Below are 25,818 nucleotides of genomic sequence, written 5' to 3'. Positions count from 1 at the left end.
AACAGGATCAAAGTGAATGGCTGACGTGAAATATGACGTTCTCGGCATCGGCAATGCGTTGTTCGACGTGCTGGTCCGAACCGATGAGGGTTTTCTCGCGAAGCACGGCATGACCAAGGGCAGCATGTCGCTGATTGACGAGGCACGGGCCGCCGCCATTTACAATGACATGGGCCCGGCGACGGAAGTCTCGGGGGGGTCTGCCGCCAACACCATTGTCGGCATCGGCAGCCTGGGCGCGCGCGCCGCTTATGTCGGCAAGGTCAAGGACGACCAGATCGGCAAGCTCTACGTCCACGACATCCGCGCCGCCGGCGTTGCTTTCAACACACCGCCCGCGAAGGACGGTCCCGCCACCGGCTGCTCCTACATCCTGGTGACGGGCGACGGCGAGCGCACCATGAACACCTATCTCGGCGCGGCGCAGGATCTGTCGCCGGCCGACATCGATCCGGCCGAGATCGCCGCTGCCAAGATCGTCTATCTCGAAGGCTATCTCTGGGACCCGCCGGGCGCCAAGGAGGCCTTCCTCAAGGCCTCCAAGATCGCCCACGAGGCCGGCCGTAAGGTGGCGCTGACGCTGTCGGACTCCTTCTGCGTCGGCCGCTATCGCGACGAATTTCTGGGGCTGATGCGTAACGGCACCGCCGACATCGTGTTCGCCAACGAGTCCGAATTGCACTCGCTCTATGAGACCTCCGATTTCGACACCGCGCTGAAGCTGCTGCGCAGCGACGTCAAGCTCGGCGTGGTCACCCGCAGCGAGAAGGGCTGCGTGGTGGTGACGCCGACGGACGCTGTCGCCGCGCCTGCCTCGCCGATCACGCAACTGGTCGATACCACCGGCGCCGGCGATCTGTTCGCCGCCGGTTTCCTCTATGGTCTCTCGCGCGATCTGTCGCACAAGCAGTGCGGTGAGCTCGGCGCGCTTGCGGCCGCCGAAGTGATCCAGCACATCGGCGCGCGTCCGCAAGTGTCGCTGAAGGAGCTGGCCCAGCAGCGCGGGCTGACGGTTTAGCTCCGTTCTCTCCCCCTCATTGCGAGGAGCGTAGCGACGAAGCAATCCAGACTGCCACCGCGGAGAGATTCTGGATTGCTTCGCTGCGCTCGCAATGACGCCGTCGCCTCACGCCGTCTTCGTCGCCTTTAGCCCCAGCCGCTGCTCCACGGCATCCCGCATCACGAATTTCTGGATCTTGCCGGTCACGGTCATCGGGAATTCGTCAACGAACTCGACGTAGCGCGGGATCTTGTTGTGGGCGATCTGGCCGTCGCAGAAGCCGCGGACTTCTTCGGCGGTCAGCGTTTCGCCTGATCTCACGCGGATCCAGGCGCAGAGCTCCTCGCCATAGCGCGTATCGGCGACGCCAAAGATCTGCACGTCCTGGATCTTGGGATGACGGTACAAGAATTCCTCGATCTCGCGCGGATACAGGTTCTCGCCGCCGCGGATCACCAGATCCTTGATGCGTCCGACGATGTTGCAATAGCCCTCGTCGTCGATGGTGGCGAGGTCGCCGGTGTGCATCCAGCCGGCGGCGTCGAGCACGTCGCCGGTCTTTTCCTTCTCCTCCCAATAGCCCAGCATGACGCTGTAGCCGCGAGTGCAGAGCTCGCCACGCTCGCCGCGCTTGACGATCTTGCCTTCGAGATCGACGACCTTCACCTCGACATGCGGATGAATCCGCCCGACGGTGGAAACGCGCCGCTCCAGCGGGTCGTCCGTCGCGCTCTGGAAGCTGACCGGACTGGTCTCGGTCATGCCATAGGCGATTGTGACCTCGCGCATGTTCATCTCGGTGTTGACGCGCTTCATCACCTCAATCGGGCAGGGCGCGCCGGCCATGATGCCGGTGCGCAACGATTTCAGATTGAAATTCTTGAATTCAGGATGATCGAGCTCCGCGATGAACATGGTCGGCACGCCGTAGAGCGTCGTGCATTTCTCCTGCTCGATCGCGCGCAACGTCGCCAGCGGATCAAACCCCTCGCCGGGATAGACCATGGTCGCACCCAGTGTGACGGAGGCGAGGTTGCCCATCACCATGCCGAAGCAGTGGTAGAGCGGGACGGGAATGCAGATGCGATCCGCTTCCGTCAGCCGCATCGCGCGCCCCGTGAAATAGCCGTTGTTGAGAATATTGTGGTGGGTCAACGTCACGCCCTTGGGCGAGCCCGTGGTGCCGCTGGTGAACTGGATATTGACGGGATCGTCGAACTGAAGCGCGGCGCCGAGAGCAGCAAGCTGCTCGCGATGCGCAGGCCCGCCCATGCGGGCGACGTCCTCGAACGGGATGGTCCCCGATGCTGAAGGGCCGCCAATCTGGATCACGATCCGCAGCGCCGGCAGCCGCGCTGCCTGGAGCTTCCCCGGCGCGGCGCTCGCCAGCTCCGGCAGCAGCGTGTTGAGCATCTCCATGTATTGGCTGGTCTTGAACGCCGTCGCGGTGACGATCGCAGCGCAGCCGACCTTCTTCAGGGCGAATTCAAGTTCGCTCAATCGATAGGCGGGATTGATCGTCACCAGGATCAAGCCGGCCTTGGCGGCGGCGAACTGGGTCAGCGTCCATTCCGGCCGGTTCAGCGACCAGATGCCGATCCGCTCACCGCGCTCGAGGCCAAGCGCGAGAAAGCCCGCGGCGAGCGCATCGACCCGTTCGGCGAAATCCTTCCAGGTCCATCGCACGCCGTGGCTCGGTGAGACCAGCGCCTCGCGGCCGCCCCAGCGCCGCACCGCGTGGTCGAGGCTGCGGCCGATGGTGTCGCCGAGCAGCGGCGCGTCCGAGATGCCGCACACATAACTGTCGGCTTTGCCTGCAAGATCGTTCGCCAAGGTCGTCTCCTCGAAATCATTGCCTCGTGCCCTGAAGCCGTTGGCGTTTGGGCACGAGGTTATCCGTTGCTGATGAGGCGCGCGACGCCGCGCGCCTCATACTAAGGGGTTACGCGGCCTTTTGCCCGCTTCCGGCATCGAGCCCGGCATAGACGCCGCGCTCGAAGCCGGCGAAGGCCTGCAGGCATTTCGCATCCGCGAACGGCAGCAGCTGCATCAGGATCACGCCGGTGACGTCGCGCGCCGGGTCGATCCAGTAATAGGTGTTGGCGAGGCCCGCCCAGGCGAGGCTGCCGGCGCTGCGTCCCTCAGCGGTCTTGGCGGTGTTGATCATGAAGCTGAGGCCCCATTTCTTCGCCTGATCCGGATAGAGATCGACGTCGTTGGTGTAGGGCGGTGCTGCCGTCGTCATCTTGGTCATGTTGAGATCGCCCATCTGGTTCTGTCCCATCATGGCGACCGTCTCGGGTTTCAGCACCTGATTGCCGTTGCCGCGGCCCTTGTTCAGGATCATCTGGGTGAACTTGATGTAGTCGGCCGCGGTCGAATAGAGGCCGCCGCCACCCATGTGGAATTCCGGATTCTGCTCGAGCTCGAACGGCATCGCGGCAAGCTGGCCGTCCTCGCCGCGGGCGTGCATGCCGACGAGGCGCTTGCGCATGCCGTCGCTGATCTTGAAGCCGGTGTCGCTCATGCCGAGCGGCGCAAACAGATTGTCGCGCAGATAAGCATCGAGCCGCTTGCCGCTGACGGCTTCCACCGCCTTGCCGACGAAATCGATGTTGGTGCCGTATTCCCAGCGTGTGCCGGGATCGGTCATCACAGGTGTCTTCAGCGCGGCGTTCTGACAGGTGATGATTCCCGGCGTGCCGGTCTTTTCCATATAGCGCGCGAATTCGCCGTTCCACATATCGTAGCAGAAGCCTGCGGTGTGGGTCATGAGCTGGCGCAGCGTGATCGCACGCTTCGCCGGCCGCAGTTTTGGCTCGCCCTTGGTGTCAAAGCCTTCCAGCACTTGCGGGTTGGCGAGGTCGGGCAGCAGCGATCCCATCGGCGCATCGAGCGACAGCTTGCCTTGCTCGACCAGCTGCATCGCGCCCGCTGATGTCACCGCCTTCGTCATCGAGGCGATCCAGAACACGCTATCTGCTGTCATCGCATCGGGCTTGGACAGGTCGCGCTTGCCGAACGCGCCGTGATAAAGAATGTCGCTGCCGCTGGCGGCGATCGCAACAACGCCGGGAATGTCCTTGGCATCGCTCATCTTGCGCAGAATCTCGTCGATCTGGGCTTTGCTTTGCATCAGCGTTTCCTCCGGTTTGATTATTGTTGGAAGTGTTCGGATTGTCCTCCCGCAAGGCGCGCGCGGCAAGCGTGGCGATATGCACCCTGTGGTCGCGATGTCGTGACTTGACGCTCTGCGCTCCGCGCGGGACGACTGATCTGCAACACTTCTTCGCAATCTGCGGTGGATGGCCGCAACCGGCCGTGACCTTGGATAGGCTCAGGCAGTATGTTTCCGGTGTTTGAAGCACTTGAAACATTTTGTGCGTTGCGGCGTTCAGCTCGTGGCCCGATCGGCGGCTGACGTTGGTACTTGATACAAATTGGCGACCGCCATCGGTCGCGAGGGGACTTTAAAATGATTTCGACCTGGAGCGAATGGAAGCGCTATCCCCGTCCCGGACGCGGCGACAATCTGGAAGCGCCGATCTCGCCCGGCATTTACGAGGTGCGGATCGCCGGATCGGGCGCGCTCTATTCGTTCGGCGCGGTCGACAATCTGGCCCAGGCGCTGGCGCTGCTGCCGGTCGGCTCAAAGTCCTGGTTCGGCCGCCGCGATACCTCGGATGCGCCCGATCTCGAATACCGGACCTGCGCGACCTCCTCGAAGGCCAGCGCCAAGGCCGCGGCCGAACGCATGATCGGCCGGCGCGAGACCTATATGAGCGGCGCGGCGTAACATCCCGCTCCGAGTTTAGCTCCCGGCAGATGTGCGTTGCGGGACGGTGCATTGTGCGCCTGATGTCCCTATATTCCGGCCGATCCGATCGCCCCAAATGATCGTCCGAGGAGTAACGCCATGACCCCGACCGCCGCTGCACGCGCCCAGCTCGCCACCGCCACCCTGCGTGACCGGTTGAAGGACCCGTCGCTGCTGAAGGAGGCCTGCTACATCGACGGCGCCTGGGTCGGCACGCCGGTTTTTGCCGTGAACAATCCCGCGACCGGTGTCGAGATTGCAAAGGTCCCGCAGCTCGGCGCTGATGATACCACTAAAGCGGTCGAAGCCGCGCAGCGCGCGTTTCCAGCCTGGGCCAAGCACACCGCCAAGCAGCGCTCCAACATTTTGCGCAAATGGTTCGAGCTGATCATCGCCAACCGCGAGGACCTCGCGCTGATCCTGACCTCCGAACAGGGCAAGCCGCTGTCGGAAGCGCTTGGCGAGGTCGATATCGGCGCCGCCTATATCGAGTTCTTTGCGGAAGAAGCCCGCCGCGTCTATGGCGAGACCATTCCGACGCAGCGGCCGGATGCGCGGCTGCTCGCGATCAAGCAGCCGATCGGCGTCTGCGGTGCCATCACCCCGTGGAACTTCCCCAACTCGATGATCACGCGAAAGGTCTCGCCGGCGCTGGCCGCGGGCTGTACCGTGGTCCTCAAGCCCGCCAACGAGACGCCGCTTTCGGCCCTCGCGCTGGCCGTGCTCGCCGAGAAGGCCGGCATCCCCAAGGGCGTGCTCAACATCATCACTGGTGATGCGCCGCCGATCGGCAAGGTGTTGTGCGAGCATCCGGCGGTGCGCTTCGTCGGCTTCACCGGCTCGACCGCCGTCGGCAAGATCCTCTACCAGCAGGCCTCGGTCGGCGTGAAGCGGCTCGGCCTCGAGCTCGGCGGCAACGCGCCGTTCGTGGTGTTCGACGACGCCGACATCGACGCGGCGGTTGAAGGCGCGATCGTCTCGAAATACCGCAACATGGGCCAGACCTGCGTCTGCGCCAATCGCCTCTACGCCCAGGACAAGATCTACGACGAGTTCGTCAAGAAGCTGTCGGCGAAGGTCGCGGCGATGAAGATCGGCGACGGCACCGAGAGTGGAGTCACGCAAGGCCCGCTGATCAACATGAAGGCGGTCGACAAGGTCGAGCGTCACATCGCGGATGCCGTCAAGCGCGGCGCCAAAATCGTCACCGGCGGCAAGCGCAGCGAGCTCGGACGCTCCTTCTTCGAGCCGACGGTGCTCGCTGATGTGAAGCCGGACTCGCTGGTCTCCCAGGAGGAGACTTTTGGTCCGCTCGCGCCGGTGATCCGCTTCAAGGACGAAGCCGACGTCATCGCGATGTGCAACGCCTCGCCGTTCGGCCTCGCCTCGTACTTCTACTCCCGCGATATCGGTCGCGTTTGGCGCGTCGCCGAAGCGCTGGAGTCGGGCATGGTGGGCGTCAACACCGGCCTGATCACGACAGAGGTCGCGCCCTTCGGCGGCGTCAAGGAAAGCGGCCTCGGCCGCGAAGGCTCACGTCACGGCATGGAGGAATATGTCGAGATCAAATACGTGATGATGGCGGGGGTGTGAGGCCTCGCATGAGTCCCTCCACGTCATTGCGAGCGACTTGTCCGCTGTAGCTCGAAGAGCGTAGGCGGAAGCGAAGCAATCCAGAAACTTTCCACTGAGACAGTCTGGATTGCTTCGCCGCAAGAGCTCCTCGCAATGACGGAGCGAGAGTATATAGCCGAGCTAAATCTTCAGCTCTTCGCCCGTCACCCGCCGATATGCTTCCAGGTACCGCTTGCTCGTTGCATCCACCACACTCGCCGGCAGTGGTGGCGGCGGGGCGTCGCCGTTCCAGCGGCCGGCGCGGCGCTCGGCGTCGAGATAATCGCGCAAGGGCTGCTTGTCGAAACTCGCCTGCGACTGGCCGGGCTTGTAGGCATCGACCGCCCAGAAGCGCGATGAGTCCGGCGTCATGACTTCGTCGATCAGGATGATGCGGCCGTTCTTGTCGCGGCCGAACTCGAACTTGGTATCGGCGATGATGATGCCCTGCTCGCGCGCCAGCTCCTCGCCGAGCGTGTAGATCGCGCGCGTCATGCTTTCGAGCGTGTAGGCCACCTCGTCGCCGACGACCTCGCGCATCTTCGCGATGGTGATGTTCTCGTCATGACCGGTCTCGGCCTTGGTCGCGGGGCTGAAGATTGAAGGCTCGAGCTTCTCGCTCTCGACGAGGCCGGGTTTCAGCTTCTCGCCCGCCAGCGTGCCGCTCGCCGCATATTCCTTCCAGGCCGAGCCGGAGAGATAGCCGCGGATCACGCATTCGATCGGAAACACGGTAGTGCGGCGGGACAGCATGGCGCGGCCGAGGATCTCGGCACGATGCGGCTTTAACGCCGGTACGGCCGCGATGATCTCGTCGGTGTCGGCGCTGATCATATGATGCGGCACGATGCCTTCGAGCTTGTTGAACCAGTACGCGCTGATCTGGGTCAGCACCGCGCCCTTCATCGGGATGGTCTCGCCCATCACGACGTCGAAGGCGCTGATGCGGTCGGTGGTGAGGAGCAGCAGGCGGTCGTCGTCGACGGCGTAGATATCGCGCACCTTGCCACGGCCGATCTTGGTCAGGGGCAGGTCGCTGGAGAGCATGGTGGTCATCGCAAGGCTTTCGTAGATTTGGCCTTCAGGAAATAAGTCCGGCCGCGCCTGATGGTGCGGCCGGGCACCGGATTAGCCTATTCCGGTAGCGGAATGAACTCATGTTCCTGCGGAACTGCGGCGAAGCGACCGGTTTTCCAGTCCTGCTTGGCCTGCTCGATCCGCTCCTTGCTGGACGAGACGAAATTCCACCAGATGTGGCGCGGGCCTTCCAATGCATCGCCGCCGAGAAACATCATTCGCGTCGCCTTGAGCGCCTTCACTGTGATGCGGTCGCCGGGGCGGAAGATCAGCAGCCGGGGCCCTTCATAGCGCTCATTGGCGATCTCGACCTCGCCGTCGACGACATAGATCGCGCGCTCCTCGTGATCGGGGTCGAGCGGTACTGTCGCGCCGGCGGTGGCCGTGACCTCGGTGTAGAACCAGGGCGAGACCATCTTCACCGGCGAGGCGATGCCGAAGGCGGATCCGGCGATCACCCGCGCGGTAAAATCGCGCTCGGAGATCATCGGCAGATCGCCCGCCGCATAATGCTGGAACGAGGGCTCGATCTCCTCGGAGCCTTCAGGCAGCGCGATCCAGCTTTGCAGGCCGAGCATCTTCTGCCCCGAGGCGCGCTGCACATCCGGCGTGCGCTCGGAATGGGCGATGCCGCGCCCGGCGGTCATGAGATTCATTGCGCCGGGCGCGATCTCCTGCACATTGCCTTCGCTGTCGCGATGCATGATGGAGCCGTCGAACAGATAGGTCACGGTGGCAAGGCCGATATGCGGATGCGGCCGCACGTCCATGCCCTTGCCGGAGACGAACTGCACGGGGCCGAAATGATCGAAGAAGATGAAGGGCCCGACCATCTGCCGCTTGCCATGCGGCAGCGCCCGCCGCACCTCGAATCCGTCGCCGAGATCGCGGGTGCGCGGCACGATGACGAGATCGAGCGCATCGCATGTTTTGGGATCGCCGAGCACGGGATCGTTATCAGGCATCCAGCTCATGACGGGCTCCTTTTGACTTTCTTGCGCTTAATCGTAGCAGAATTTCGTATAGCCGTCGCGACAAAGCCTGCGTCGGACTTCGCGGGCAATAGCTCCACATCCTCTGCTGTCATGCCCCGGCTTGAGCCGGGCGATGACAGCGGTGGATGCCGCTCCAGCAGTGGTGCGCGGATGGTCCTTGAAAAAAGGCGCCCAACAAACGATGTTCGACCGACCGCAACCGCGACTGATCGCAGCGTCCAATGACCCTTGCCACCCTCGACCTCGCCTTTCGCGCCGCCAGCGTCGCGCTGCTGCTGATGCTGGCGGCGTCGCTGCTGCATGATTATCGCAATGTGCTGGCTGCCCGCCTTGGTGCGGCCTTTGTGCTCGGCTCGGTCGCGCATGCGGTGAGCTATTCGCTGGACGTCACGTCGCGGGTTCCGCTCTGGCACGCACCGCTGATCGCGTTGTCGACCGGCACCATCGTGGTGTTCTGGTTGTTCACGCGTGCCCTGTTCGACGACGAGTTTCGCCTGCGCTGGTGGCACGGTTTGATCTGGGCGCTGGTGATGGCCTACAGCTTCGCGGGCTGCGTCTGGATTGCACCCAGCGGCCATGTGCGGTTCTCGGTGACGATGGTCAATCTGATCGTGCTCGGTTTCATCGCGCTTGCGGTCGGGCAGATGATCGCCTCCTGGCCGGCCGACCTGGTCGAACGCCGCCGCCGCGTTCGCGTCTTCATCGTCTGCGCGATCGCGCTCTATGGCGGGCTGAACGCGGTGCTCCAGATTGCCGCCGCCGGCGACCACGTCGGTGCTGTCGCCGAAACCATCAATGCCGGCGCGCTGACCTGCACCGTCGCTGCGATCGTCTATGCCATGATGCGCGTTGACGGGGCGGATCTGTTTCCGGCAGCAGTGGAGGCGGCGCCGCCAATTGTTTTCAGTCAGCCTGCGGCCGATGACGCCGCCGATCAAAAGCTCATCGACGCCCTGATGCGGCTGATGGCGGACGAGCGGATCTATCGCCAGGAGAACATCACCATCGGCGTGCTGGCGGGCCGGCTGAAGATCCCGGAATACCGGCTGCGCCGGCTGATCAACCAACGGCTCGGCTATCGCAACTTCAATGTGTTCCTGAACAACCACCGCATCGAGGAAGCCAAGGCGGCGCTGGCCGATCCCACCCAGGCCGAGGTTCCCGTCATCACCATCGCGATGGACGCCGGCTTCCAGTCCCTCGGCCCGTTCAACCGCGCCTTCAAGTCGGTGACCGGCGTGACGCCGACGGAGTACCGGCGGCTCAAGGCCGACGCGGCCTAGATTTCAGGCCTTTGAAATTACATAAGAATTCCGAAATCAATCAGCCCCGATCAGTTTCGGCGAGGCCGATTTCCAAATCCGGCGAGCGTGGTTCGCCCGCATCCGGCCTGCTCTTCGCATTCGCCCCATAGCCGGAGAAAGCCCGTGACCCGCCGCCGCAAGATACTCCTCCTCACCAGCGCCATTGCCTGTGCTGGCCTCGCGCTCGGCGCGGCGCGGGCCCGCGATGTGCCGAAGGTTGCCACCGGCTTCATCGCCCACACGCTCTGCTCGGAATTTTTCGTCTCCGGCCTCGATGTCAGGCGCGACCTCACGGACACCACCGGCGCGATGCCGGGCACGGATCTGCTGACCTGGGCGATGGATCTTCAGGTCGATCGCACGCGCAAGGATGTCACGGTGTCCCTGTTCGGCATCGGCCGCAGCCATGCTGTCTATCGCGAGGGGCTCGGCTGCACACTCGAGCACGGGCAGGGGATTGCCAATGTCGCATTGCCGTCCGACGACAAGCAGCCTGCCTTGTTGCCCGAGATCGCTGGTCCGGGACTTGTCGCCCCGCAAAGCGAGGGCCTGGCAGCCGCGCTCGACCGCGCCTTCACTGAGCCCGCGCAGCCGCCTTATCGCCGCACCCGCGCGATCGTCGTCATGAAGGCCGGCCGCATCATCGCCGAGCGCTACGCCGACGGCGTCGGGCCGGAGACGCAACTGCTCGGCTTCTCCATGACGAAGTCGGTGATGTCGGCGCTGACGGGCATCCTCGTGCGCCAGGGCAAGCTGAAGCTCGCCGGGCCCGCGCCTGTCGCCGCCTGGCAAAGTCCTGACGATCCGCGCCATGCCATCACCGTCGATCAGTTGTTGCGTCACACCGCCGGCATTGCGCTCGGAAGCTCGTTGGAGGCCAAGCTTGGCTCCGTGCTCGAACCGGTCAACACCATGAAATATGCCGAGGACGATATGGCGAGCTTTGCCGAGCGCGCGCCGCTCGCGACAGCGCCGGGGACGGCGTGGAACTATCACGACGGCAACTACCTCATCCTCGCGCAGTTGATCCGCAACGCCGCCGGCGGCAAGCCCGCCGATGCGCTCGCCTTCGCGCGCCACGAGTTGTTCGCGCCGCTCGGCATGCATCACGTCACGCTGCAGCTCGACGCTTCGGGCACGATCGAGGGCTCCGGCGAGATGATGGCGTCCGCGCGCGACTGGGCGCGGTTCGGCCAGCTTTATCTCGATGACGGCGTCGTCGGCGGCAAGCGTATCCTGCCGGAGGGCTGGGTGAACTACTCGGCGTCCGCCACGCCAAATGCCTGGGTCGGCATCGGCGCGGGCTTCTGGACCAACCAGGGCGACAGCTTTGGCGCAAATTTTCGCATCAAGCACGGCTGGCCGCGCGATGCCTTCTTCGCCAAGGGCACGATCGGGCAGTACGCGATCATCATTCCATCGGAACGTCTGGTGATCGTGCGAATGGGCCGCTCGCAGAATTGGCCGCCCGAAGTGGATGGCGTGTTCGATCTCGTGCGCGATGTCGTGGCTGTCACGCGCGAGCAGGGGAAGTTGGCGGGTGCGAATTAGGCCGCTACTGCCGTCCCAGCTCCGTCGCCGTCGCCACGCGATCGAACCGCTCCAGCGTCATGATCGCATCGGCGAACTTGTCGGCCCGTGCATTGAGCACGGGCCGCGCCAGCGTCAGAAACTTCTGCTGCATCGCCTGTGCATCCGGGAATGAATTCGGCTCGCCGGACGGATCGGCATAGAGCCGCTCATGCACGCCATCTTCAGTCGTGATGCTGACGCGGGCGCCGAAGGGATGGGTGCGGCCGACCTCTAACCGGTCATCCTGCACCACGTCGAACTTGTCGGCGAGTGCGTCGATCGCGGCATCGCCCAGCCTGGCGTAGTCGTCCCAGCCGAACGAGCCTTGATCAAGCGCGAGCGCGCCGGTGAAGAACATCGAGAATTGGCCGCCGACGATCGAGGTCGGATGCCGTTTGGTGGCGGCATCGCCGGTCAGTGTGATGCCGTTGCGATGCAGGCCGATCTCGACGCGCTTGACCTGGTCGGGCGTCAGATTGTGCTCGCGCCGCATCGCGATCAGCGCGTCGATCGCGGCATGAGTGTAGCGGCAGCTCGGATAGGGTTTCACGCCGATCTTCATGGTCTCGTAGGTCCTGCCGAGCCCGGCGACCGCCTTGTCGGGATGCGCATCGTCGGTGTAGCCGGCGAGCAGGCCGTGCTTGCCTTCGACCGATTCCGTCGCGCCGACGAAATCGTTGCGCGCCAGCGTCGCGGCGATCACGCCGTTCATCGCGGCGGCGCCGACCTGGTAGCGCTTGTTCCAGGCGCCGTTCATCAAAAATTGCAGCGAGCCCGCGGCCTGGCTGCCGGCGACGCCGAAGGCGGCGATGATCTGTTGCTCGGAGAGCCCGAACAGCTTCGCCGCCGCAGCTGCCGCGCCATAGGTACCGGCGGTCGCGGTCGGGTGGAAGCCGCGCGCATAATGCGAGGTCGGGTCGAGCGCATTGCCGAGCCGGCAGCAGACCTCATAGCCCGCGACGATCGCGGTCAGCACGTCGCGCCCCGAGGCACCGACCATCTCACCGACGGCAAAGGCGGCCGGAACCACCGGCGCGCTCGGATGCAGCGAGGAATCCGCATGCGTATCGTCGAAATCGAGGGAATGACCGAGGGCGCCGTTCAGCAGCGCCGCCACGGCCGGGGTCCAGGTCTTGCTGTCGCCGAACACGGTGGAATCGCCCTTGGTGTCGAGCGACAGCGCTTCCAGCATCTTCAGCAGCGACGGGGTGGATTCGGCCTCGCGCCGCGCCCGGATGGCGCTGCCCAGAAAGTCCAGCGTCAGCACCTTGGCGCGATCCAGCACCTCCGCCGGAATATCGGCGAATTTCAGCTTGGCGACATAGGCGGCGAGCGTTGCGGTTTCGTGGGCCATCGTGTTTCCTCGTTTTGGCCGGCAAGTTAGGCGGGCTGATTTTGCCTTTCAAGCGGCCTTGGGGCCGCGGGCATCAGCTATGCTTTTGGTTGGCGCGATGGGATCGGACCGGGACTTCAGATGATGATTTCAGCAAGAGAGCTGTTCGACCGCGTCTGGTCGCGCAGGACGCAATTGGGGCTGGCGGTCCGGGTCACCGTCGCGGCCACCGGCGCCTATGCGCTCGCCACCGCGCTGCATCTGTTGTTGCCGCTCTGGGCCGTGCTGACGTCGATCATCGTGACCCAGATGAGCGTCGGCCGCTCGCTGAAGGCGACGCGCGACTACATGCTCGGCACCATCGGCGGCGCGATCTATGGCGGCGCGATCGCCATCCTGATTCCGTATTCCAGTGAACTCGGCCTGCTGGGCTTGCTGATGCTGGCCGTGGCGCCGCTTTCCTTTCTCGCAGCGCTCTATCCGAATCTGAGCTCCGCGACGGTGACGGCGGTGATCGTGCTGGTGCTGCCGTCGATGCATCATGCCGATCCCATGGCTTCGGCGATCGACCGCGTCTGCGAGGTTTCGGTCGGCGCGGTGACGGGACTGCTCGTCTCCTTCCTGGTGCTGCCCTCGCGCGCGGTGCGGCAGATTCGCGCCAGTGCGGCGAAACTGCTGGAGCTGATTGCGGAGGCCTTCAACGAACTGCTCGCCGGCCTCACGCGCGGCCGCGACAACGATGCGCTGCATCGGATTCAGGACGGCATCGGCACCGCCATGGTCGGTATGAACACCATCGGCGCCGAGGCCGAGCGCGAGCGTTCGGCGCGGCTGTCGAGCGGTCCGGACACCGGCCCCTTGTTGCGCACGATCCTGCGGCTGCGCCACGACGTCGTGATGATCGGCCGCGCCACCGTGGTGCCGCTGCCGGCCGAGGTGCAGGTGAGGCTTGCAGGTCCCCTGGCAGAGGTGAGCACGGCGATCCTGCGCTTCCTGAAGTCGGCAGCCGAAGCCCTGCGCGAGGGTGCCGGCGCGCCGCCGATCCACCCGGTTCACGTCGCGCTTGCGCATTATTCCGAGGCGGTGGCGGCGGTGCGCCAGGACGGATTGATCCGCGGCCATGCGAGCGACACCGCCGAGCGCTTCTTTGCGCTCGGCTTCTCGCTGGAGCAGATGCACCAGAATCTCTGCGACCTCGACCGCGTCGTCGGCGAATGGTCGGAGGCGGCAGTCGATGGGCCGGTGAAGGTCGCGGAGTGAGTTACCTCTTCGCGAGCCCCTTGCTCTGCAAGCGCCAGAGCAGCAGGTCGATGCGGTCCTGCCCGAAGAACGGCTCGTTCTCGAACACGAAGGTCGGCACGCCCCAATGGCCTGACGCCGCGTGATCCTTTTCATTCTCCGTGATCACCTGCTCGTAGCGATCGGGATCGGCGCTGATCGCCGCATCCATCGCGGCGAGATCGAACCCGGCCTTCTCCGCGGCGCGCGCGAGGTGATCGCCCTCGTTCCAGCCCGCGACCGAGCCATCCCACAGCACGCGCGCGATCGCATCCGTGAACGCGAGTGCCCGGCCTTCGAGCTGCGCCATCGCACCTAACCGGGTCAGCCGGTGGATGTAGGGCTGCTCGGCCGCGACATCGAACGTCGTCTTGTCCTGCACGACCGGGTCGGGCCGCGGAAAGCGAAACGGAATGCCCTCGTGCTGCGCCACGCGCGTGCTGTCCAGCACCACATAGCGGATGAAGTTCGGGCTGGCCTTCTTGAAGAAGCCGGGTATGCGCACCGCGATCGGATAGACCGGCCGCAGGTTCACCGCGAGGTCGTACTCTTCGACCAGCTTTAGCGTCTTCGGCAGCGCCAGATAGCTGAACGGGCTGCGAAAGGAAAAGAACAGATCGACGGACAGCGTCATCGCGCCGGCTCCGCGATGTCTCCCATCATGCCGCGGGCCACGAGCTTGTGGAACGGTACGATCAGCGCGAGGTAGGTGCGCCCGAGCAGGTTGTTGGTCCGCACCAGGGTGGTCAACGTCACCTGCCGGTCCGCCGCATCGCCGGCGACGTCGACCACGACGCGGAAATCGAGATGGTAGTCGTCAAAGCCGGCGATCAGACGCTCCGGCGTTTCGCTCAGCACGGGAAACAGGCCGATCATGCCGTGCGGAGCCGGAGAGCCCTCGCCCGACGTCTTCAGTCCAAGGGGTTTCACCAGGATGTTGCGCAAGCGGGTCAGCACATCGACCCAGCGCGGCCCGTGCACCACCATTCTTGTGCAGGCCTCGCGGGCGCTCAATGGCCTCGCGCCGACCTCGACACGAAAGGCATCGATGAACTGGGCGCCTGAGAGCAAGGCGCCGGCATCGACCTCGGGGGTGATTTCGCGAACGGATCCTGTCATCCCGCGATTTTGCGCGTCAGCATCCGGAATCGCAAGATCAAGAGTCCGGCATAGACGAACGATCCGACCGACAGCCCGGTCCAGACCCCGACCGCGCCGAGATCGGCGTGGAAGGCGAGCATCCAGGCGATCGGAAAGCCGACGCACCAATAGCCAATGGCTGCGAACACCAGCGTCATCCTGGTGTCATTGATGCCGCGCAGGGCGCCGCCCATGATGGTCTGGAGCGCATCGGCGATGAAGAAGGTCGCGCCGACCAGGAGAAGTCTCGCAGTGAGCTCGATCGTCGGCGCGCTGGCCGCGTCGCTGCCGAAGAACAGCCGCCCCAGCTCATAGCGCCCAAGGATAATGGCGACGGTCAGGGCCGAGACAAATGCAATCCCGAGCACCGCGGCGACGAGGCCCGCGCGCCGCACGCCGGCCGGGTCGTCGCGGCCGAAGGCGTGACCGACCCGCACCGTCGCGGCCATGCCGATGCCGAGCGGGACCATGAACAGCACGGCGGTGACCTGGAGCGCGATCTGGTGCGCGGCGAGCGCGGTGGTCGAGATCAGGCCCATCAACAGCGCAGCCGAAGAGAACAGACCGTATTCCAGCAACAGCGAGAACGAGATCGGCGCGCCGATCGCGATCAGCTGGCGCATCAACGGCCAGTCGATCCGCCAGAGACGCGTGAGCGGATGGTAGTCGGCGAACGGCTTGCGCCATGCCGCAACGGCAAGCGCGGCGATAAAGGTGCCGAGATTGACCAGCGTGGTCCCAAGCCCCGCGCCGAACAGGCCGAGCTCCGGCAAGCCGAACAGGCCATGGATCAGGCAATAGACCAGCGCGAAATTCGCAGGGATCGCCGCCAGCGTAATCCATAGCGGCGGCTGCGGCCGGTTCACCGCGCTCATCATGCTGCGGATCGCGATGAAGCCGAGCGCGGGCGCGATGCCCCAGGCAAGGCCATTCAGATAGCGCTGCGCAAGCGCGGCCGAATGCGGCGCCTGTCCGAGCGCGATCAGGATGTGCTCGCCATACAGCGGCGAAGCCATCATCGGCAGCGAGATCAGCAGCGCGACCCACAGGCCGACGCGCAGGGAGAGGCGGACGCGCCTGACGTCGCCGGCCCCGAACGCCTGGGCTGCCAGCGGCGACACCGCGGCCATCAGGCCGAGCCCGAAGGTGAAGCTGACGAAATAGACGGTGTGCGCAAGTGCCGCAGCCGCGACCGAATCTTCGCCGAGCCGCCCGATCAGCGCGAGATCGCTCGTGATCATCGCGATCTGCCCGAGCTGTGTCAGCATCATCGGCACAGCGAGCCGCAGCGTCTCGACGAATTCCTGCGTGAGATGGCTTTGCACGCCTGTTTGCGGCGGCTGTTGTGGTTGGACGGTGTCGAGCATGGCCGCGTCAATAGCACAGCCGCACGTCGAAAACATGGCTCCGGTGAGGGACTCGATCCGCTAGCTCGGAATCGTAGGGTGGGCAAAGGCGCACTTGCGCCGTGCCCACGACCTATCAATGACTTCAAAAGAGATGGTGGGCACGCTGCGCTTTGCCCACCCTACGATACTGTTGTCGGGGAGAGCTCTCCCACACCCAGGTGAAGACTCACCCCTTCCGCTCCGGCACGCGCCGGATCTTCGCGCCCAGCGCGTTCAGCCGCTCGTCGATGCGCTCATAGCCGCGCTCGATCTGGTCGGCGTTGTTGATGGTGGAGGTACCCTCGCCACAGATGGCGGCGAGCAGCATCGCCATGCCGGCGCGGATGTCGGGCGAGCTCAGCGTCGCGCCGTGCAGCCGGCTGGGGCCGGCGATGATCGCGCGATGCGGATCGCACAGCACGATGCGCGCACCCATCCCGATCAGCTTGTCGACGAAGAACATCCTGGACTCGAACATCTTCTCGAACATCAGGATCACGCCTTCGCATTGCGTGGCGGTGACGATCGCGATCGACATCAAATCGGCCGGGAAGGCCGGCCAGGGCTGGTCTTCCAGCTTCGGCACGTGGCCGCCGAAATCGTCCTGGATCTTCAGCGTCTGGTTCGACGGCACGATCAGGTCGTCGCCCTCGACGCGACAGACGATGCCGAGCCGCTCAAAGCCCATGCGGATCGAGCGCAGATGCTCGACACCCGCACGCACGATCCGCAGCGGCGAGCGCGTCACGGCGGCAAGCCCGATCAGCGAGCCGACCTCGATATGGTCCGGCTGGATCCGATAAGTCGCAGAACCCAGCGTCGCCGGACCATGGATCACCATGGTGTTGGTGCCGATGCCCTCGATCTTCGCACCGAGCGCGACCAGGAAATTGGCGAGATCCTGCACATGCGGTTCGGAGGCCGCGTTGCGCAAATAGGTGACGCCGTCAGCCGAGACGGCGGCAACCAGCGCGTTCTCGGTCGCGGTCACGCTCGGCTCGTCCAGGAACACGTCGGCGCCGGTGAGCTTGGGGCAGCGGAATTCCAGCCGGTCGGTCGCGGTGACTTTGGCCCCGAGCTGCTCCAGCGCCAGCACATGGGTGTCGAGCCGCCGCCGGCCGATGACGTCGCCGCCCGGCGGCGGCAGCATCACCTCGCCGCAGCGCGCGAGCAGGGGGCCTGCCAGCAGGATCGAGGCGCGGATGCGGACGCAGAGCTCGGGATCGAGATCGGCGGCGCGGATGCTCTTGGCATGGATGTGAAGCGTGTTGCGCTCGGTCCATTCCGCGGATGCGCCGACCGAGCGGACCAGCTCGACCAGCGTCTCGGTGTCGCGGATCCGCGGCACGTTCTCCAGCGTCACCGGATGCTCGGTGAGCAGGGCGGCGGCGATGATCGGCAGCGCCGAATTCTTGTTGCCGGCCGGCTCGATCGAGCCTGAGAGCCGGTGACCGCCCTCGACGATATACTGAATGGGCGCCACGTGGATCTCTCCGTCCTGTTGCGGTGGGGCGGGCTGCTTTGGAGGCGGAAACTATAGGGAATTGAGCGCGGTAGCAATTGTGCAGGCCAGCTCCGAATTCGTTATTCGCCCCTCATGGTGAGGAGCGCGGAACGCGCGTCTCGGACCATGAAAGGCCCGGCTTTCCCCGCGGCCATCCTTCGAGACGCCCGTCGCGGGCTCCTCAGGATGAGGACCTGAGCTTGAGGCGGCCGCGTCAACTGCGGAGCAAATTGATCACGCCGCCCTCGCCTTTGACTTCGAAATACATGAGATCGATGTAGATCGCAGCTGCGAGAACCAGCGCTCGCTCATCTTCTGTCAGACTGCGTTCCAGATATTCCACCAGGAAATTGTCGCGATCGGTGAACAGTTCCGAGCCGAGGCCAGACCATTTTTTCGCAACCCGCGCTCGCTCCTGCCCGCCGCGCATGAATGGAAAGGTCCAGACGCGCCAGAATGGCGAGCTGACTTCGAGCACCACTCTGCCCTGCGCATCGTGCACGTGGAAGCTCTTGGTGAGAATCGAAAACTGACGCTCGATGGTTCCCATGAGGCGGCCGTCGCGCGAACGCAGCTCCAGGCACTGAAAGAACCAGCGGAAAGGATGGATCCCGCGCATGACTGGCTGTCGCGCGCTGTCGAAAAAATGCACCTCGAAGGAGCGCCAATGCCCGAATGCCTGCCGCCCCAGGAAGCCGAGAAGTCCCTTTTGCTGTTCAGCCGCATAGAGCAGATCGCGGCCATTTTCATCGCGAATGCGGTACTTGTTGCGGGTTTCGAAACCGAAGAGTTCGGCCATTTCGAAGACCTGCTGCACGTACATTCGGCTCTGTCCAGCTAACGTCGGCAACATTCGTTCGAACCTCTTCCAGGATTTGCCTTCAAGCCATCGCGCCGGCTCTCACTGCGGCTCCGGCGCTCTCGTCCCGCGTGCTGAGTGAAATTCGCGTCGGCAACGCCGCAGTCGTCCGATGGACCTACGCCATTTTGTCGCGATTGGCGGGGGTGAGGTTCAGGGGGCGGGGGCTTGCTTCACCTCTCCCCAGCGGGGAGAGGTCGGATTGCTTTGGCGCGTAATTGCGCGCCTGAGAATCCGGGTGACGGAGCGCGGCATCCAGTGACGCCAGAATCCCTCACCCGGATCGCATCTGTCGATGCGCTCCTTTCCCTACGGGAGAGGTGATCTGTGCCCGGAGCTCACACCGAGCGTCACAGGCGACAAAGCCTCAGATATCGATCGTCGCGCTGAGCGAATGTTCCTGGATGAAGTCGCGGCGCGGCTCGACCACGTCGCCCATCAGCTTGGTGAAGATGTCGTCGGCCTCGTCGACCTCCTTGACCTTCACCTGCAGCAGCGAGCGCGCATTGACATCCAGCGTCGTTTCCCAGAGCTGCTCTGGGTTCATCTCGCCCAGACCTTTGTAGCGCTGCAGCGTGACGCCCTTGCGGCCGGCGTCGGTGACCGCTTCGAACAGGTCGACCGGACCGTAGACCATGTGCTCGATGTCCTTGCGCCGCAGCCTGCCGGGGCGGGCATAAACGTCCTGGAGCTTCACGGTGTATTCGTCGAGCTTGCGGGCCTCGGCCGACCCCAAGAAAGCGTCGTCGATGAAGGCGGCTTCCTTGACGCCGCGCACCGTGCGCTCGAACTGGAAACCATGGCCTTCCACGTATTGGCCGAGCCAGCCGCGTTCGACCTCTTCGGACTGATTGTCGAGGCGGCCGGCGATGTATTGCGCCGCCGCGGCAGCCTTCTCGGGATCGCCGTAAATCGCCTTGTTCAGCACGCCGGTGATCGCGGCCTGCTCGATCACCTTGCGGTTGTAGCGGCTGTGCAGGTTGCGCAGAATGCTGCGAACCACGCGGGCGTCATCGACCAGCGAACGCAGGTCGCGGCCGGTGCGGTCGCCGCCGGCACCGGGGACGAACACGCAATCATCGAGACCTGTGTCGATCAGATAGTCTTCCAGCGCCCGCTCGTCCTTCAGGTACTGCTCGGACTTGCCGCGTGAAACCTTATAGAGCGGCGGCTGGGCGATGTAGAGATAGCCGCCGTCGATGATGTCGCGCATCTGGCGATAGAAGAAGGTCAGTAGCAGCGTACGGATGTGAGCGCCGTCGACGTCGGCGTCCGTCATCACGATGATCTTGTGATAGCGCAGCTTCTCGACCGAGAACTCGTCGCCGATGCTCGTTCCGAGCGCGGTGATCAGCGTGCCGATCTGCTCGCTGCCCAGCATCTTGTCGGGACGGACGCGCTCGACGTTGAGGATCTTGCCGCGCAGCGGCAGCACGGCCTGGAATTCGCGGTTGCGGCCCTGCTTGGCGCTGCCGCCTGCCGAGTCACCCTCGACGATGAAGAGTTCTGATTTGGCCGGATCCTTTTCCTGGCAGTCGGCGAGCTTGCCGGGCAGCGAGGACACCGAGAGCGGGCTCTTGCGCGTCAGCTCGCGCGCCTTGCGCGCGGCTTCGCGGGCGGCGGCGGCCTGGATCACCTTGCCGACGATCATCTTGGCCTCGGACGGGTGCTCCTCGAACCAGGCCTGGAGCGCCTCGTTGAGGACGTTCTCGACCACGGGGCGCACTTCCGAGGACACCAGCTTGTCCTTGGTCTGCGACGAAAACTTCGGGTCCGGCACCTTCACCGACAGCACGGCGGTGAGGCCTTCGCGGCAGTCGTCGCCGGTCAGCGCGATCTTTTCCTTCTTCGCATTGGCCTCGGCATAGCCGTTGACCTGACGCGTCAGCGCGCCGCGGAAACCGGCCAGATGGGTGCCGCCGTCACGCTGCGGGATGTTGTTGGTGAAGCACAGCACGTTCTCATGGTAGCTGTCGTTCCACCACAAAGCGGCCTCGACGCCGATGCCGTTGGCTTCTGCACGCACCATGATCGGTGCCGGCACCAGGGCCTTCTTGTTGCGGTCGAGATATTTGACGAACTCCTCGACACCGCCGGAATAGTACATCTCCTCGCGCTTCTCGACTGCGTGACGCATGTCTGACAGTGCGATGTTGACGCCGGAATTGAGGAAGGCGAGCTCGCGCAGGCGGTGCTCGAGCGTCGCGAAATCATACTCGATGTTCTTGAAGGTCTCGCCCGAGGCCAGGAACGTGACCTCGGTGCCGCGCTTGCCCGGCGCATCGCCGACCACCTTGAGCGGTGCGACCGCATCGCCATGGGCGAACTCGATGTAGTGTTCCTTGTCGTCGCGCCAGATGCGCAAGCCCAGCTTGCTCGACAGCGCGTTGACGACGGAGACGCCGACGCCGTGCAGACCGCCGGAGACCTTGTAGGAATTCTGGTCGAACTTACCGCCGGCGTGCAGCTGGGTCATGATGACCTCGGCCGCCGAGATGCCTTCACCCTTGTGGATGTCGACGGGAATGCCGCGGCCGTCGTCGCGCACGGTGACGGAATTGTCGGCATTGAGCACGACGTCGACGCGCGTGGCGTGGCCCGCCAGCGCTTCGTCGATCGCGTTGTCGACGACTTCGTAGACCATGTGGTGCAGGCCCGAGCCGTCATCGGTGTCGCCGATATACATGCCGGGGCGCTTGCGAACGGCATCGAGCCCCTTGAGCACGCGGATCGATTCCGCGCCGTATTCGCTCGCGGTGGAGGGCTCGTTTTCGGCAGCTTGCTGCCGAGCAGGTTCTGTCATGAGAGGCCTTCGAGATGTCGCCCGAATCAGCCGCGCAAAAGGCGCTGATTAAGGAGCTATTTGTGCCATGAAAGAGGGTTTGCGCCTAGCGCAAAGTATCTCCCGGCAACCCTTTGATCAGATAGGATTTTTGGGCCTGATTTCAAGGCGTACGAAGGCCGATTCCGGGGGGCTCGAAAAGCCCGATTCGAGGGGCTGTTTTCGAGCCTCAAAGGCGTGGATTTTGCGGGGGTGCAGACGCTCGTTCCGCGGTGTCGTGGTGCCCTGGAACAGGCCAGGGGTTCAGTAGATCTGGGACGGCTTCTTGTCGTCGCTGAGGTCCCAGGTCTCGCCTGCCGCCAGGGTGACGGTATCGGCGCGCAGCAGAAGGCCAAACGCGCGCAGCTCGTAGGGATAGCTGCCTGGCGGCAGATCCAGCGCTTGTGGATGATTTTCGCCACCAGCGATCTCAATGGTTTGATCGTTGATGACAAGCGAAGCCACGTTTGGCCTGAGATAGCCGAATATCAGCCGCGCTTGTCCAGATATCGGCAGGAAGTTGGCCTTGGCCGCGGTCTCTGTATTCCGCTGCACCAGGTCAACCGTGGTTTCGCCCTTGGCGCGGTCGAGCGTCAGCATGCCCGGCCCCTTCGGGGAGGCGAAGACGAGCAGGGCGCGATCGGCGGCGACCATCGTGCCACCAGGTTTTTCCTGCCAGCCGCGCTTTCCGAGCTCTGCGCGGTAGAAGGCGAGCACGTCGCTGAGCTCCGCGGGCACCTGGGCTTTGAGCTCGATCCGGAGCGGGACTTCGATGCCGGACGCGTGCGTGGTGCTGAAACTTGAGTGACTGGCTCGCGTCGGCACGGGCATGTCGGCGTGCGCATCTGCTGCGGTCAGCGGCTCCCGCGAGCAGCTGGCAAGCAGAATAAGGCCGCACAGCAACAGCCGCCATGGTGCCGGGACCTTCGTCCCGCGCCTCAACCTCGTCATGCCCACTCTCCAGGGACGTTGCGGTTGTGATTTTCGCGCCGGCGCGGCTGCGACATAGTCGCCGCCGTCTCCAGACAACTAGTCGCCCCACGAACCTGACGGGTTCAACCCGGCCGTTACAGGCGAAGGCGGCGGGATCAATACATCTGCAGCGGCAGCACCTCGCCGGTCGGGCCCACCATCAGGCCCCAGGCATCGCCGGCGACGAGTTCGATCGTGGCGTTCCAGCCGGGCTGCCCTGCGACCTTCAGCGCGTATTGATACTTGCCCGGCGGCAGATCGAGCATCGGCCCTTTCGGCGATTGAGGGCCACCGGCGCCGGCCGCGACCTTGACGGTCTGCTTGTTGATGGTGAGCACGGCTTCCTGGTTACCCATATTGCCAAGCAGCAGCTTGGCCTGACCTGGCCTCGGCATGATGTCCGCCTTGGTCGCGGCATCCGGGTTCTTCTGCACGAGGTTGACCGAGGTCTCGCCGTTGGCGCGGCCGAGCTTCAACGTCGCCGGCCCCTGCGGCGAGGCGAAGGCGAGCTGGACACGATCGGCGGTCGTGATCGCGCCTTCCGGCTTCTCCTGCCAGCCGAGCTTTTTCAGCTCGCTGCGATAGAAGACGAGCACATCGCCGAGCTCTGCCGGAACGCTGGCCTCGAGCTCGCGGCGGAACGGCACCTCGATGCCCGGCAGTTTTGCCGTGCCAAGCGAGGTCGATGTGTGCTGCTTCGGCACCGGCAGCGCAGAGTCCGGATCTGCTTCCAGCGGGGCGGAGGCTTTGGCTGGCGCGCCTGCGGAATCGTTGCTCGCCGCTTGGCTGGTGGCGGCAGGCTTGGCGGCAGCCATTCTCAGGCCGGATCCGTTGGCGCTGACATTCACCTTCGGGCCCATCTGCATCAAGGTCATTGAGATCGACTTGCCGGCCTTGGAAAATTCCAGCACCGCCATGTTGGGCTGGTTGATGACGGAGGGCTGCTCCTTCCAGCCAGCGGGCTTCATTGAGGCGCGGTAGAACGCGGCCAGCGCCTTCACACTCGAGGTCGAGTTGAATTCGAGCCGGCCGTCGCCGAACTCCACCTCCTGCGCGTTCTCGGGCACCGGCAGCGGCGTGTTGCTGCCTGCGAGCGCCTGCAACGGCGCATCCGACAGCGTGGCGGCCTGCGCCTTGCGCCTGATAGCGTCGTCGGCGAGGACCTGCTTCGTCATCGCCTCGGCATCCCTCATGAATTGGTCGTCTGCGTCCTTCTTCGCCTTGGCGCGGGCGGCGAGCACGCTCTCCTTCACCTGCGCGGTCAGATGAACCATCGTGAAATCGTATTTGCGGCCGAGATGCAGCACGCCGTTTTCCTCCGGCGAGGAGAATTTCAGCGCGACCTCGTCGCCTGGCGCAAGAGGTGCATTTCCCTCTTCCGTCCAGCCCCGCGCTGCAAATTCGCGATGGTAGAAGGCTTCTACGGCGGGCAGGTCGGCAAGGGCTGCAACGATCAGTTCGCGCGTTGATGTTCGGGCGTTGCCTCGGCCCGAGGACGATTTGTATGGCTTCGGCTCCGGTAGGCCGGCCGTATCGCCGGCCTCGAGATCGGTGGGCAGCGCGAACGGTGCGATCCTGATGTCGACATTGGTGCGTCCGTCGTCACGGCGGGTCAGGGTCAGCATCACCGGCTTCTGCTTGTAGAACTGCGTCGAGTCGCCATCGGGATGGTCGTAGTACGCGCGCACGCCGTTCGGGACTGATGCGCTCAGGTCCGCATTCGGCCAGCTTCCAGCCGTCTCGGGCGTCAGCTTGCGCCAGCCGATCGCAGCCATTTCCTTCGCGTAGAAAGCCTGTGCGGCCTCGAGCGTGGCCGGCGCGATGCAGCCGAGATAGGGTCGGGTCTCGTCGAACACGAGATCGACAGCGCCCTCGGGGAAGGGGACGTTCGAATAGATGCGGTTCGGGGAGTAGGTGACTGCGGATTGGTCGGGTCGGCCGAGCCCCTGCGTGAAGGAAACGGACAGTCCCTGGCCTCCCTTCTTGAAAGCGAGGCTGGTGTTGGTCTTGTCGAGCGGGCGGACATAGGGCACCCAGCCCTCGGTGATGAGCATCTTCTTCACGGCAGCCGATGTCACCGCGACCACGGTCGGCACGACATATTGCACCCGGGAAGGGTCGGGACGCGAGGTGTCCTCGATTGCGCCGGGCAGCATCGGCACCGTGTGAGGGTCGATATAGCCGGCGTCGAATTGCGCGGCGCGTGCGGCGCTCGCCATCAGCAGAAGGCTGCAGGCCAGCAGCAGCCCACGTGCCGGGGCTCGCGTCCCGCGTTTGATCATCGACATCGGCAAAGCTCCTGGATTTCGCGAGAATTGGCGCGGCCCAGTCAGCTAGTCGCGGCGGGAACCTGACAGGTTCAACAGCGGTATCCGGCGGCGCCGAGCTCAATAGAGCTGGAGCGGCGACCACAGGTCGCCTTCTGGGCCGACCGTGACCTCCCAGGCATCGCCGGCCGCGAGCTCGATCGTCGTGTCGCGGTCCGCTCCGCCGTCGATCTTCAAGGCGTAGGCGTATTTGCCCGGCGGCATGTTGAACAACGGCGCCTCGGGACGTTCCTTGCCGGCGCGGGCAGGAAGCATGACGATGTGGTTGTCGAGCGTCACCACGGCTTCCTTGTCGCCGAGATTGGTGAACATCAGCGCCGCGCGGCCGGGCCTCGGCATCACATGCGCCATGGTCGCGGCCTCCTTGTTTCGCTGCACCAGGTTGACCGAGGTGCTCGCGCCCTTGCGGTCGAGCGCCAGCGCCGCCGGCCCCAGCGCCGTCGTGTAGGTGAGCCGGACGTGATCGCTGGCGATGACCGCGCCATCGTGCTGCTCCTTCCAGCCCAGCTTGCCGAGCTCGGTGCGGTAGAAGGCGAGCACGTCGCCGAGCTCGGCGGGAATGCGTGCCGTGAGCCTGGTCCGCAGCGGCGCGTCGATGCCAAGCATTTTCGTGGTGCCGATCTCGCGATAGCTGGCCCGGGTCGGCGCGGGCAGCACGGCGTCGGGATCCGGCGTGAGCGCGGACGAGAACAGATGCGGCGTCCATCCGCTCGCGCTTGCCGCGGCCACGCCGCTTGCGAGCAGAGCGAGGCCGCACACGAACAGCCGCCATCGTGCCGGGACTTTCGTCCCGCGCCTTACCGTCGTCATGGTCTTT

At 64.7% G+C, this 25,818-nt stretch carries 20 protein-coding genes; 6 read left to right on the top strand and 14 right to left on the bottom strand.

The window, feature by feature from the left end; all coding sequences use genetic code 11:
- The first annotated feature begins 16 nt into the window (after nt 1-16).
- Nucleotides 17-1,018, top strand: a complete 1,002-nt coding sequence (locus tag L6637_RS19970) for an adenosine kinase (RefSeq protein WP_237860592.1) — start codon at nt 17-19, stop codon at nt 1,016-1,018.
- 108 nt (nt 1,019-1,126) lie between these two features.
- Here L6637_RS19970 and L6637_RS19965 read toward each other — a convergent pair whose 3' ends face one another.
- Both L6637_RS19965 and L6637_RS19960 read right to left on the bottom strand, forming a co-directional pair.
- On the bottom strand, nt 1,127-2,833 hold the full coding sequence (locus L6637_RS19965; RefSeq protein WP_237871803.1) for an AMP-binding protein: 1,707 nt from the start codon (nt 2,831-2,833) through the stop codon (nt 1,127-1,129).
- Between the two features lie 109 nt (nt 2,834-2,942).
- Nucleotides 2,943-4,136, bottom strand: coding sequence for a serine hydrolase domain-containing protein (locus L6637_RS19960; protein ID WP_237860588.1), 1,194 nt, complete (start codon nt 4,134-4,136; stop codon nt 2,943-2,945).
- Between the two features lie 339 nt (nt 4,137-4,475).
- Between L6637_RS19960 and L6637_RS19955 the strand changes: the two genes are divergently transcribed.
- Together L6637_RS19955 and L6637_RS19950 are read left to right on the top strand one after the other, a co-directional pair.
- Entirely contained in the window at nt 4,476-4,796 is a 321-nt protein-coding gene (locus L6637_RS19955; protein ID WP_128948714.1) for a hypothetical protein, read from the top strand.
- A gap of 120 nt (nt 4,797-4,916) precedes the next feature.
- A complete protein-coding gene (locus L6637_RS19950; RefSeq protein WP_237860587.1) occupies nt 4,917-6,410 on the top strand; it encodes an NAD-dependent succinate-semialdehyde dehydrogenase in 1,494 nt (497 codons plus the stop codon).
- Nucleotides 6,411-6,572: 162 nt separating this feature from the next.
- Here the strand turns inward: L6637_RS19950 and L6637_RS19945 are convergent, their stop codons facing one another.
- Nucleotides 6,573-7,487: a phosphoribosylaminoimidazolesuccinocarboxamide synthase gene (locus L6637_RS19945; RefSeq protein ID WP_237860585.1), complete on the bottom strand. Its 915-nt coding sequence runs from the start codon at nt 7,485-7,487 to the stop codon at nt 6,573-6,575.
- Between the two features lie 77 nt (nt 7,488-7,564).
- Nucleotides 7,565-8,482, bottom strand: coding sequence for a pirin family protein (locus L6637_RS19940; protein ID WP_237860582.1), 918 nt, complete (start codon nt 8,480-8,482; stop codon nt 7,565-7,567).
- 242 nt (nt 8,483-8,724) lie between these two features.
- Between L6637_RS19940 and L6637_RS19935 the strand changes: the two genes are divergently transcribed.
- A complete protein-coding gene (locus L6637_RS19935; protein WP_237860579.1) occupies nt 8,725-9,786 on the top strand; it encodes an AraC family transcriptional regulator in 1,062 nt (353 codons plus the stop codon).
- A gap of 144 nt (nt 9,787-9,930) precedes the next feature.
- A complete protein-coding gene (locus tag L6637_RS19930) occupies nt 9,931-11,358 on the top strand; it encodes a serine hydrolase domain-containing protein (RefSeq protein WP_237871801.1) in 1,428 nt (475 codons plus the stop codon).
- Between the two features lie 4 nt (nt 11,359-11,362).
- Here L6637_RS19930 and L6637_RS19925 read toward each other — a convergent pair whose 3' ends face one another.
- Entirely contained in the window at nt 11,363-12,733 is a 1,371-nt protein-coding gene (locus tag L6637_RS19925; RefSeq protein WP_237860574.1) for an MmgE/PrpD family protein, read from the bottom strand.
- Nucleotides 12,734-12,856: 123 nt separating this feature from the next.
- Between L6637_RS19925 and L6637_RS19920 the strand changes: the two genes are divergently transcribed.
- Complete coding sequence (locus tag L6637_RS19920) at nt 12,857-13,972, top strand: FUSC family protein (protein WP_237871961.1); 1,116 nt, start codon at nt 12,857-12,859, stop codon at nt 13,970-13,972.
- Nucleotide 13,973: 1 nt separating this feature from the next.
- Here the strand turns inward: L6637_RS19920 and L6637_RS19915 are convergent, their stop codons facing one another.
- From L6637_RS19915 to L6637_RS19875, 9 genes are all read right to left on the bottom strand, one after another.
- Nucleotides 13,974-14,624, bottom strand: coding sequence for a 2-hydroxychromene-2-carboxylate isomerase (locus L6637_RS19915; RefSeq protein ID WP_237871799.1), 651 nt, complete (start codon nt 14,622-14,624; stop codon nt 13,974-13,976).
- The gene (locus tag L6637_RS19910; protein ID WP_237871797.1) at nt 14,621-15,109 is read right to left on the bottom strand and encodes a DUF2867 domain-containing protein; all 489 of its coding nucleotides are present in this window, start codon (nt 15,107-15,109) and stop codon (nt 14,621-14,623) included. Before L6637_RS19910 ends, L6637_RS19915 begins: the two co-directional genes overlap by 4 nt.
- On the bottom strand, nt 15,106-16,497 hold the full coding sequence (locus L6637_RS19905) for an MATE family efflux transporter (protein ID WP_237860567.1): 1,392 nt from the start codon (nt 16,495-16,497) through the stop codon (nt 15,106-15,108). The genes L6637_RS19910 and L6637_RS19905 overlap by 4 nt, the downstream gene beginning before the upstream one ends.
- A 208-nt stretch (nt 16,498-16,705) precedes the next feature.
- On the bottom strand, nt 16,706-18,001 hold the full coding sequence (gene murA, locus L6637_RS19900; protein ID WP_237871796.1) for a UDP-N-acetylglucosamine 1-carboxyvinyltransferase: 1,296 nt from the start codon (nt 17,999-18,001) through the stop codon (nt 16,706-16,708).
- A 235-nt stretch (nt 18,002-18,236) separates the two neighbouring features.
- A complete protein-coding gene (locus L6637_RS19895; protein WP_271607731.1) occupies nt 18,237-18,875 on the bottom strand; it encodes an LURP-one-related family protein in 639 nt (212 codons plus the stop codon).
- A 373-nt stretch (nt 18,876-19,248) separates the two neighbouring features.
- Nucleotides 19,249-21,684 (bottom strand): DNA topoisomerase (ATP-hydrolyzing) subunit B, encoded by a 2,436-nt coding sequence (gene gyrB / locus L6637_RS19890; protein WP_237860560.1) that lies wholly within the window; start codon nt 21,682-21,684, stop codon nt 19,249-19,251.
- 282 nt (nt 21,685-21,966) lie between these two features.
- The gene (locus L6637_RS19885; RefSeq protein WP_237860559.1) at nt 21,967-22,653 is read right to left on the bottom strand and encodes a hypothetical protein; all 687 of its coding nucleotides are present in this window, start codon (nt 22,651-22,653) and stop codon (nt 21,967-21,969) included.
- 137 nt (nt 22,654-22,790) lie between these two features.
- Nucleotides 22,791-24,962 carry a hypothetical protein gene (locus L6637_RS19880; RefSeq protein WP_237871793.1) on the bottom strand — a complete coding sequence of 724 codons (2,172 nt, stop codon included), beginning with the start codon at nt 24,960-24,962 and terminating at the stop codon, nt 22,791-22,793.
- A gap of 99 nt (nt 24,963-25,061) precedes the next feature.
- On the bottom strand, nt 25,062-25,811 hold the full coding sequence (locus L6637_RS19875) for a hypothetical protein (protein WP_237860556.1): 750 nt from the start codon (nt 25,809-25,811) through the stop codon (nt 25,062-25,064).
- Nucleotides 25,812-25,818: the final 7 nt, after the last annotated feature.

Origin of the sequence: Bradyrhizobium zhengyangense (assembly GCF_022012435.1) — a bacterium.
Taxonomy (GTDB): Bacteria; Pseudomonadota; Alphaproteobacteria; order Rhizobiales; family Xanthobacteraceae; genus Bradyrhizobium; species Bradyrhizobium zhengyangense.
The sequence above is the reverse complement of the archived record's forward strand: the minus strand, read 5'-3'. Positions and strand labels throughout refer to the sequence as shown.